Raw genomic sequence first — 8046 nt, 5'->3', positions numbered from 1 at the left:
CTAATCAATCTGGGCGCTCGCAACGACGCGACATCATCGGACACACCACGGTTAGAGTACGAACTTGATCGGAAAACCAAGTATATTCAGGCCCGTATCATCATCAATGCCTCATTACTTAGTACGGACGTGCCCGAGTTTACCGCCGGACACTACACCCATAATCCAACACTCAATTATGTGCTACCGCACCCACTACCAGCCCTTTTGAATATTGCGCTTCGAAATACAAATATCCAAGCGCGGCACAAGTACACCATAGCCAACGCGTTTACACTTGATCCGACGATTTACAATAAAAAGATAAATGATGCGCTCAAGGCTTCGAAACTGAAAGCAAGAGGGGTCACCCGAGGGGCGATTGAAAAGGCTTTTCATTATTTTGCAGCTGACTCGGTACCGGAAGTTTTCCTGAGCTTTCTAACTCAAAATGCGAGCGTGCAAAATCACTATGTTTCGGCAGAGCGGGCTTCGTTACAAGAAATAATTACGAGTGAATGGCTTCGCTTCATTCGAGTCGCTGGCTTTCATCATACTCGATTGAACACCACTGAAAATGCGAGTTTACTTGGGAATCGATTTGCCTTTCACGATGACGTAGGCTCAAAGATAACCATCCGCCAAGAATTAATCGATTTCATCCTTGAGCGTTTAAGCCATAGTCTATCCACCACCGCGCTCACAAACATAGCCGACCACATCAGTGCGTTGAACCACTGTGCATTTTATCTTTATATGAGAGTCGCAACCACATCTGCTCTGCGTCCCGTCCGAAAGCCTTTTCCATTGCGTGAGCATTTTCATGCTTCCCTAGGTGCTTTTAGCGTCGCGGACAAGCGTTCTCATCATGCTGATGAGCGACGCCTCATTATCCTGCCACCGATGCTTTGTCGCATTATCTGCGCCTATCAAAGTGCCGCGGATTGTATCAGTGAGAAGCTAAACATCAGCAAGCCCCCCTATTTAGTCATGCATTTGAATGGCGAAACACGCCGTTTCGAACACTTCTCAAGGGCACTTGTGAATACGCTTTTTCTAGAAATCACCGACAAGCCTTTTATCAATCACAGCTTTCGTCATAGTGCTGCTCGACGTTTCCTAACGCATCACGTTGATGCGAAAACATTCTCCCAAGCCGCACTCAATGTATTAATGAATCATTCACGCGCCGGCGTGTCCGCATTAAATGCACGGAGTCTGACGAGCGTTGCCGATAATGTATCGATTATCCAAAAACGTATTGAAGCGTACGACAGCATCTACGACGCATCCGATATGGCAATTCTTAAAGTACTTCATAAACTTTCGGGAACACATGATGCAGCTTAGGATTGATGACTTCACTCGCGCGCTCTGCGGGCACGATAAACATATCCGTCAACACGTATCATTCGTAGTCGATACAATTGCTCGGTTATGTCCTCGAGCGCTTTCGTCGCAAACGTCACTCCCGCAAAACTTCTTTGAAAGGAATGCCCGCGCGCTATATGAGCAAGCAACCACCGAAGGAGAGCTTGAAGCGTTATGCGAGTGTTGGTTTTATGCCTACGAAACGCACGCGAAGCAGCACCCAAAGTTGCTCTCACCCAAACGCTTTTTCCCGGTAAAGAGACAACTCCCGCTGATTTCAGAGCACATGCCAAAACTTGAGCGACAAGAACTGCTGGTCGATATGCTTCAAAAGCAGCTACCGAAGGCGCACAAGCTTGCATCTGAGATACGCTGGATGATGCTGGTATTATCGCTCGCTCAGCACCTCGATATCCGACAAACTCAGCGATTAAAAGCGCTGATAGCGACGCCCCTTGAGAGTTACATTATTCTGTCAGATGCGAAGCGTGCTGTCGTGCTTCTCGAAAAAGATAACGTCGTTTATCTTGATGCGATTGGGCTGCTCTATCTACGCAAGCTTCAATCCGAGGCGAGTCATGCGCGTTACGTTAAGCGCATAGAGTCTGTTTTTCACATGTGGGCTAGCCATTGCTTTCAATCCACCCAAAGCGCTCTTTTAACAAATATCACGTTAGCAGACACTCTTGATGCCCTAAGTTTTATCACTCGAGTCCCTGCCAATGAGTCTATAGGCACCCTTCCGACGCCTCTCAACGCCAGCAAATTGATGTTGACCTTGAGTGGGCATCACAACTTCGACTTCATTGAGGCTACAGAAAAACCCAAAAGTCGACGCCGCCGCTCCTTTGAAAAACTGCAAACGCAGATTAAAGAAAAATCCGCACAAGATTATACAAATATTGCGTTCCAATCCTCGGTAATGCGTCATGACAAAGATGCAATGCAGCGCATTAGAAATGCCCTGACCGAATTTTCTAACAAGCAAACGAACGCAAACCGAAATACCGTTCACTTTAAGGCATTAAGACAACAACTACTTCAGCAAATAAATGACTTTAATCATGATAAAAATAATATCAGCGCTGTGGCACAACTCATCGCAACTTACTGCATCGATTTATTTTTGTATGGCTCAGCCTGGAAGCAAAAACTCGCCGTTAACACGATATTGACGTACCTTTCTACGTTAACGACATTTGCATCTAGCGCCTGGGGTGATGAAGCTTTACTGCAATCCGCTCAATATGACTTGGAAGCTCAAATAGAGCTTACAGAGCTCGTTGCGGATGTCATTAGCGCGACTGATGCACCGGACAAACAAAGCACTGTTCTGAACTTTCTCCAGTATGTCAGTCAAACATCCGCTATCGTTTTATTCGACGAGGATGAGCTTGAATACCAAGGTGCGGGGCTTATAAATGTTCGTGCGCACTACATCGCACCTCATGATTTTGATACGGCATGCCATCGCTTTCTCAATGACGTGAATTCAGCAGAAAGGCGTCAATGCATTCATTTTGTTCGCTTATGTTACGCGCTCGGATTTCGCGATAAAGAAGCGGCGCAACTTGAAATCGACGATATCGATTTTTCGACGAATAGCGCGTACATCACAAAACATTTCAAGCGAAAAACAAAAACAGCAATACGTCGCGTACCCCTTTGCTTTTCTCACCCTCAACACATCAACACGCTTGAGGATTATATCGCCGACCGGGAATCGCATGGGCTTACAACAGTATTCGACGCGCCAGTCATCGCATCAACACTTCCCTCGTTCATTCGCACCCTGCGAGAAGTGCTCGATGATGACACGCTCGTTCTGCATTCATTACGACATAGCGCAGCAAATAATTTGCTATTTCAACTGAGCATCGCCTGCTCTGCTCGTTTATCATCCCTGCAGGAACGCTACTCATTTTTACAGCACCCTATTTTTTCAGCCACACAAATTCAATACATAACCTCGGCATTAGATGCGTGTGGCAGATCCACAGGTGAGTTTTTCCCCGTTCTCGATACGCTTGCCAACCTTCTCGGCCATGTTAGCCCAACCGTCACTGCCGCAAGCTACCTTCATTTATCCGACGTGCTCATGTTTGAACTAGGCTCAGGGCGGCAAGCGACGTTTTCCGCTGACTCGCTATCACAACTGATGTCTTCAAATAACTACCGGTATTCTCTTAAAAAAATATATCAACGCAACGTTGGGAAATTGGACGACGTTGCACGTGAGGCATTGCGATTCAAAGCAGCTACGCACGGCTTAAAAGTAAAAACTCAAATCGCGCACAAAAAACGGGGGGTATTGCCTGCTCCTACCTTGAACAGGATCGCGTTTAGTGACTACATCCGAGCACTTTCTGACTATAAATATCGTTCACATCGGGAGGGAGGAAACTCTTTGCTGAGGCCGCACTTTGAGAAGGTAGCACATGCCCTAAATATCGATTTCGCCACCTCAATACAGGCGCATGATTTTGCCGTTTGGCAACGGCTATATGAACGCTTTTCTCATATTGATTGGACTCGAATAAATCGTCATGCCTTAGAGGCACTTCATGATGCGTTGATAACAGGGAAGATTACCGATAAGCGAACCGCGAATCGTTATCTACGCGCCCTCTCTTTACTCGGTCTTCGTAGACAAAAAATCAATATCATCCGTGGTAAACATAACGACGCACAAGTACGTGATTGGGTAGAGCTCATCACCTCATCCGGCCATACCGTAACGCTAGTAGATAAAGACTCCTCGCAAACGTTTATCCAGCTGCGGCCGCGTCATTTGCGTTGGAGACCATGGGATCATTTAAATGACCTCCTACCGATTGTCCTTCAATACATTAACCTTTGTGAAGAGGGTGAGGTGCACCATGAACATCGTGCTTAAAAACAAGAACATTGTCCAAAAACTTGAGCTTCTCATGAAGTGCGCTAGCAAGTTTTCAGAAAGCAAAACAGACATCGATCACAAAATCGCCTTTCAATTTAATTCGGTGGAAAAATCCGTTACGTGCTCTACTCATATTCTCGCCAAACCGGCCCAAGCTCAGTTTGTTGAGTTCGTTTATACACCCACTCGTGTATCTAAAAACTTTTCAATTGAGTTATCCGCGCTATCACTTTATATCGCCGCAAAGAAACTGTCTGATGCTGATTTTCTTGATATCGAAATCGATTTTAATAAGACCACGCTACACCTCTTTGGCGCAACTTCTATCGCACCGGATTTAATCACCGAAGCGCAGTTGTTTGAACGCATCAAACGTAAAGCTAGATACAACCAACGATTTACGTTACTCGACAATACGGCGCCATACGATTTGGATTATGATTCAGTGGTCGGATATAGCCGAAAAATCAACAGACAAGACGCGCTCGCGATGGGGGGTGCGATCAAAATCTTAAACGCACTGACTCTTGTTCGAACCGCTACTATTGCAGTCCAAGCAAACGCCATCTATTCAGCCTATTTCTATTCAGCGTTATCGAACGCAATTGATGATTCAAAAGCCCTTGCCGTATTTAACTATGAATCATTCAATGTTCTCAGCATTTTGGCTGGCCGGTTTACACAGCGAGACGATGCTGAACCCGAACTCGTGATAAGCAATAAATGGGTACTATTACGCTTAGGGCATTTTGTCGTCAAACTGCAAACCATGGACATGGGTCAAGCACCTCAAATGATGCCCCCTAAGCATTTACAGTATGGCGCTGTCGCATTTTCTCCAAAGGGCGCGTTGCAGGCACTCGATGATGTTGATATTTGCGAAACGTCAAACGATAACAGACTCGTTATCATGCCCGTCAGTGATGATGAACTTAGCATTGCGCTTTTAACCGAAAAAGCTACAAGCGCGGAAAGTGCGTTTAAAGTGAACTATGATTTTTCAGCAATACCGCAAAAGATAGCCGTGCCGCACCAACTATTAGTGGAAGCCATCAACTTTTTAGCATTGGACGAAGTGGCCTTTATATTTGGCCTTGAGTCCACATCGTCATCCGCTATCTGTATATCGAATGAAGCGAAAACGCGCTACGGGCTCGTAGTGCGATATAACCAGATTTGATTACCGTCTGTGTAAAGCGTGATGAGAAAGGTTTACAGTGGGAGCAAAAATAACGCTACTGTGAGATGAGAAGCTGCTCCTTCAAATACTCATAATTTTTTGATCGTATGATTGTTCCAGGGTGGCAAAGTGACTCACACCGTTACATAATCATTATCATAATAGTCATGCTGAATTTGAAATAAAACTCAGTCTTCTAGAACGAAGAAAGATGCAAACTATTAAATGTTCAGTGAGGTCGATATGAAAGAGCGATTGGTTAGCAAATTAGGCATGACACACCCGGGTGAGCTTTTTCGTCGCCGATACTTAGAGCGCCACAACATAAGTGTTCAAGATGCTGCAACAAAGCTCAACATTCGTCGCGAAAGTCTGACGCGTTTTTTGAATGGCAATGCGCCCGTATCAAAAGAACTGGCATCGAAATTAGAGACGTTAACCCACGTATCGGCTAACTTTTGGATTTCGTGGCAGAACGATTATGATCGACAACAGATTAAGCAAACACGGCAACAAGATGTTGAAGCTTAACGAGTCGTGATTTAAAGCGCACCTATTTATGGATAGACCTTCCTATGAAGAAAACTGCTAAGATTGCCAAAGAAACGACCGTAGATATTGTCTGCGATATATGCGAGACAAGTGTGGTGCCTGATGCGTATCGCGCACTGCAAAATGATGTAAGCGAATTCCAAGATTTCGCCGTGCTTCATGCTTCTTTTGGTTATGGCTCGAGTCGAGACGGCGAAAAAGTACATTTTGACTTATGCGAAGCCTGCTTTGAGACCTTGACTGAACACATTGAAAAAATGAAACGTGTTTAGCGTCTACTATTAAAACTGGCGGCCTCGTAACGACGTCTACTCTCTTGGCATAGTTACGCCCATGTTAAGTTTTCACATTACGTTTTTGAGAGGCCCCGTGTACCGTATTCTTTTTATTATCATCGCGACCAGCTTACTGCTCGCTTCAAGTAATACCTATGCCGATTATATAAAGCAAAGTAATAGCGGTATCTGTCACGACCCGTATAGTGCTTACTATGAGCGAACAAAAAACTATACTCGATACGCGAGTCTAGAGGCGTGCATACAAAATGGCGGCAGGCTACCCGCTGGGCATAATGCTCAAACTGAAAGTCAGGATTCTGACAAGGATTATGATCGCAGTCGCTTCCGTCATTGGATTGATGACAATAGAAATTGTCTCAACACTCGTCATGAGTTACTCAAATCACAATCAACCGGACCAATCGTAAAAGACGAATCAGGATGTCGCGTCATTCATGGTCGCTGGAATGATCCATACACGGGTGAAATATTTTTAGAAAGTCACCATGTTGACGTCGACCATCTCGTTCCCCTTCAATGGGCATGGTTCAATGGAGCGAATACATGGAATGATGACAAACGGGAACGCTTTGCTAATGATTCGAGAAATCTCTTTATTGTGTCGGCGTCCGCCAACCGAAGCAAAGGCGCGAAAGGCCCAGATGAATGGCTTCCGCCAAATGAAGCGTTTCATTGCCAATATGTCACAAGATATCTTCGCATCCTTATTTTGTACGATTTCGCTGAAGAGATTCGACAAACGATAAGAAGCATTCAAAATAATATCTGCCGGTAAAAATCTATCCCACATTGATGAACTATCTAGGTTTCAATGTATGTTCGGCTTTATCAGTGACGAACATCCAGACCTCATGGGTTACCAACTAGAAACAAAGCGGGTGACGATGCGCTATGTCTAAAGACAAAAGCTTAGCAACTTACATACAAAGTGTTGAACAACAAGTTGTATCCATTGAGCAACAGCTGCAATTATTGCGACAACACCTAAGCCAGCTTCGCTTCGAGATCTCAAAAGAAGATAGGTTGCGACACCATGTGACGGACAATAAAGCCGTGGTACACGAGCCGCAAAGTAACCTCGACTCGCAATCGAGAATGCCGGAAAAACAATTTCTGAGGCTCAAAGAAGTTTGTCACATAACAGGCTTATCACGGTCAACGATTTATAAAATGATAAACGCCAATGAATTTCCAAAAAGCATTCAGATTTCGGGGCGTAACATTGCGTGGGCAAAATCGGAAGTCGACGCGTGGATTGAACGAGTACTTGGACAGGGTGAGCGTTGATAACGCCCCACCCTCTGTTTTTATAGCATTCGCCAATATTTTAGAAAGCTCCAAGTAGCATTGATATTGATAATTAATCAAAACTGAAATGGACAAGCCTCAGACGAACATTAACGTAAGGAAACCGATATGAATCGAGAGTTATTTAAAGATATTTTTAACCTTGACTACATTCAAGACCATTACCAGCTATGGAGTAGCGGCGAAGCAACTATTGGACGGAGGATACCTGAAAACTTAGATTTTTCAGCAGTCCAAGATTTTCTGGCGACTCATCCGGATTCTGATTTAATGCTCGAGGAAGCACAGAATCACTTTGATGACGACGACCCTTTAAGTGCTACAGCCACCGATCTGATTTTCACTTACTTAGATGATTTACAAACGACGCTAGGACAGCACTAAATACAGGTAAGGTCGTACTCTTCTCGGTGCTTGCACACTGGTAAGGCCTGAGATTTATCGACATCGTTAATAGG

The 8046-nt window shown here is 44.8% G+C and carries 8 protein-coding genes; all 8 read left to right on the top strand.

The window, feature by feature from the left end; all coding sequences use genetic code 11:
• The coding region (locus A28LD_RS12270) for a hypothetical protein (RefSeq protein ID WP_007419348.1) at positions 1-1329 on the top strand (1329 nt) is incomplete at its 5' end.
• The gene (locus tag A28LD_RS01805) at positions 1316-4246 is read left to right on the top strand and encodes a tyrosine-type recombinase/integrase (protein WP_158091779.1); all 2931 of its coding nucleotides are present in this window, start codon (positions 1316-1318) and stop codon (positions 4244-4246) included. The genes A28LD_RS12270 and A28LD_RS01805, both read left to right, overlap by 14 nt.
• A complete protein-coding gene (locus tag A28LD_RS01800) occupies positions 4230-5429 on the top strand; it encodes a hypothetical protein (RefSeq protein ID WP_007419346.1) in 1200 nt (399 codons plus the stop codon). Before A28LD_RS01805 ends, A28LD_RS01800 begins: the two co-directional genes overlap by 17 nt.
• 243 nt (positions 5430-5672) lie before the next feature.
• Positions 5673-5960: a HigA family addiction module antitoxin gene (locus tag A28LD_RS01795; RefSeq protein WP_007419345.1), complete on the top strand. Its 288-nt coding sequence runs from the start codon at positions 5673-5675 to the stop codon at positions 5958-5960.
• 44 nt (positions 5961-6004) lie between these two features.
• Entirely contained in the window at positions 6005-6253 is a 249-nt protein-coding gene (locus tag A28LD_RS01790) for a hypothetical protein (protein WP_007419344.1), read from the top strand.
• A gap of 97 nt (positions 6254-6350) precedes the next feature.
• Positions 6351-7055, top strand: a complete 705-nt coding sequence (locus A28LD_RS01785) for an HNH endonuclease family protein (RefSeq protein ID WP_007419343.1) — start codon at positions 6351-6353, stop codon at positions 7053-7055.
• A gap of 116 nt (positions 7056-7171) precedes the next feature.
• Entirely contained in the window at positions 7172-7567 is a 396-nt protein-coding gene (locus tag A28LD_RS12345) for a helix-turn-helix transcriptional regulator (RefSeq protein WP_007419342.1), read from the top strand.
• 129 nt (positions 7568-7696) lie between these two features.
• The gene (locus A28LD_RS01775) at positions 7697-7972 is read left to right on the top strand and encodes a hypothetical protein (protein WP_007419341.1); all 276 of its coding nucleotides are present in this window, start codon (positions 7697-7699) and stop codon (positions 7970-7972) included.
• The last annotated feature ends 74 nt before the right edge of the window (positions 7973-8046 follow it).

It is taken from the genome of Idiomarina sp. A28L (assembly GCF_000218785.1).
Taxonomy (GTDB): Bacteria; Pseudomonadota; Gammaproteobacteria; order Enterobacterales; family Alteromonadaceae; genus Aliidiomarina.
Note: the sequence above shows the minus strand (reverse complement) of the source record. Positions and strands in the feature narration are given on the sequence as shown.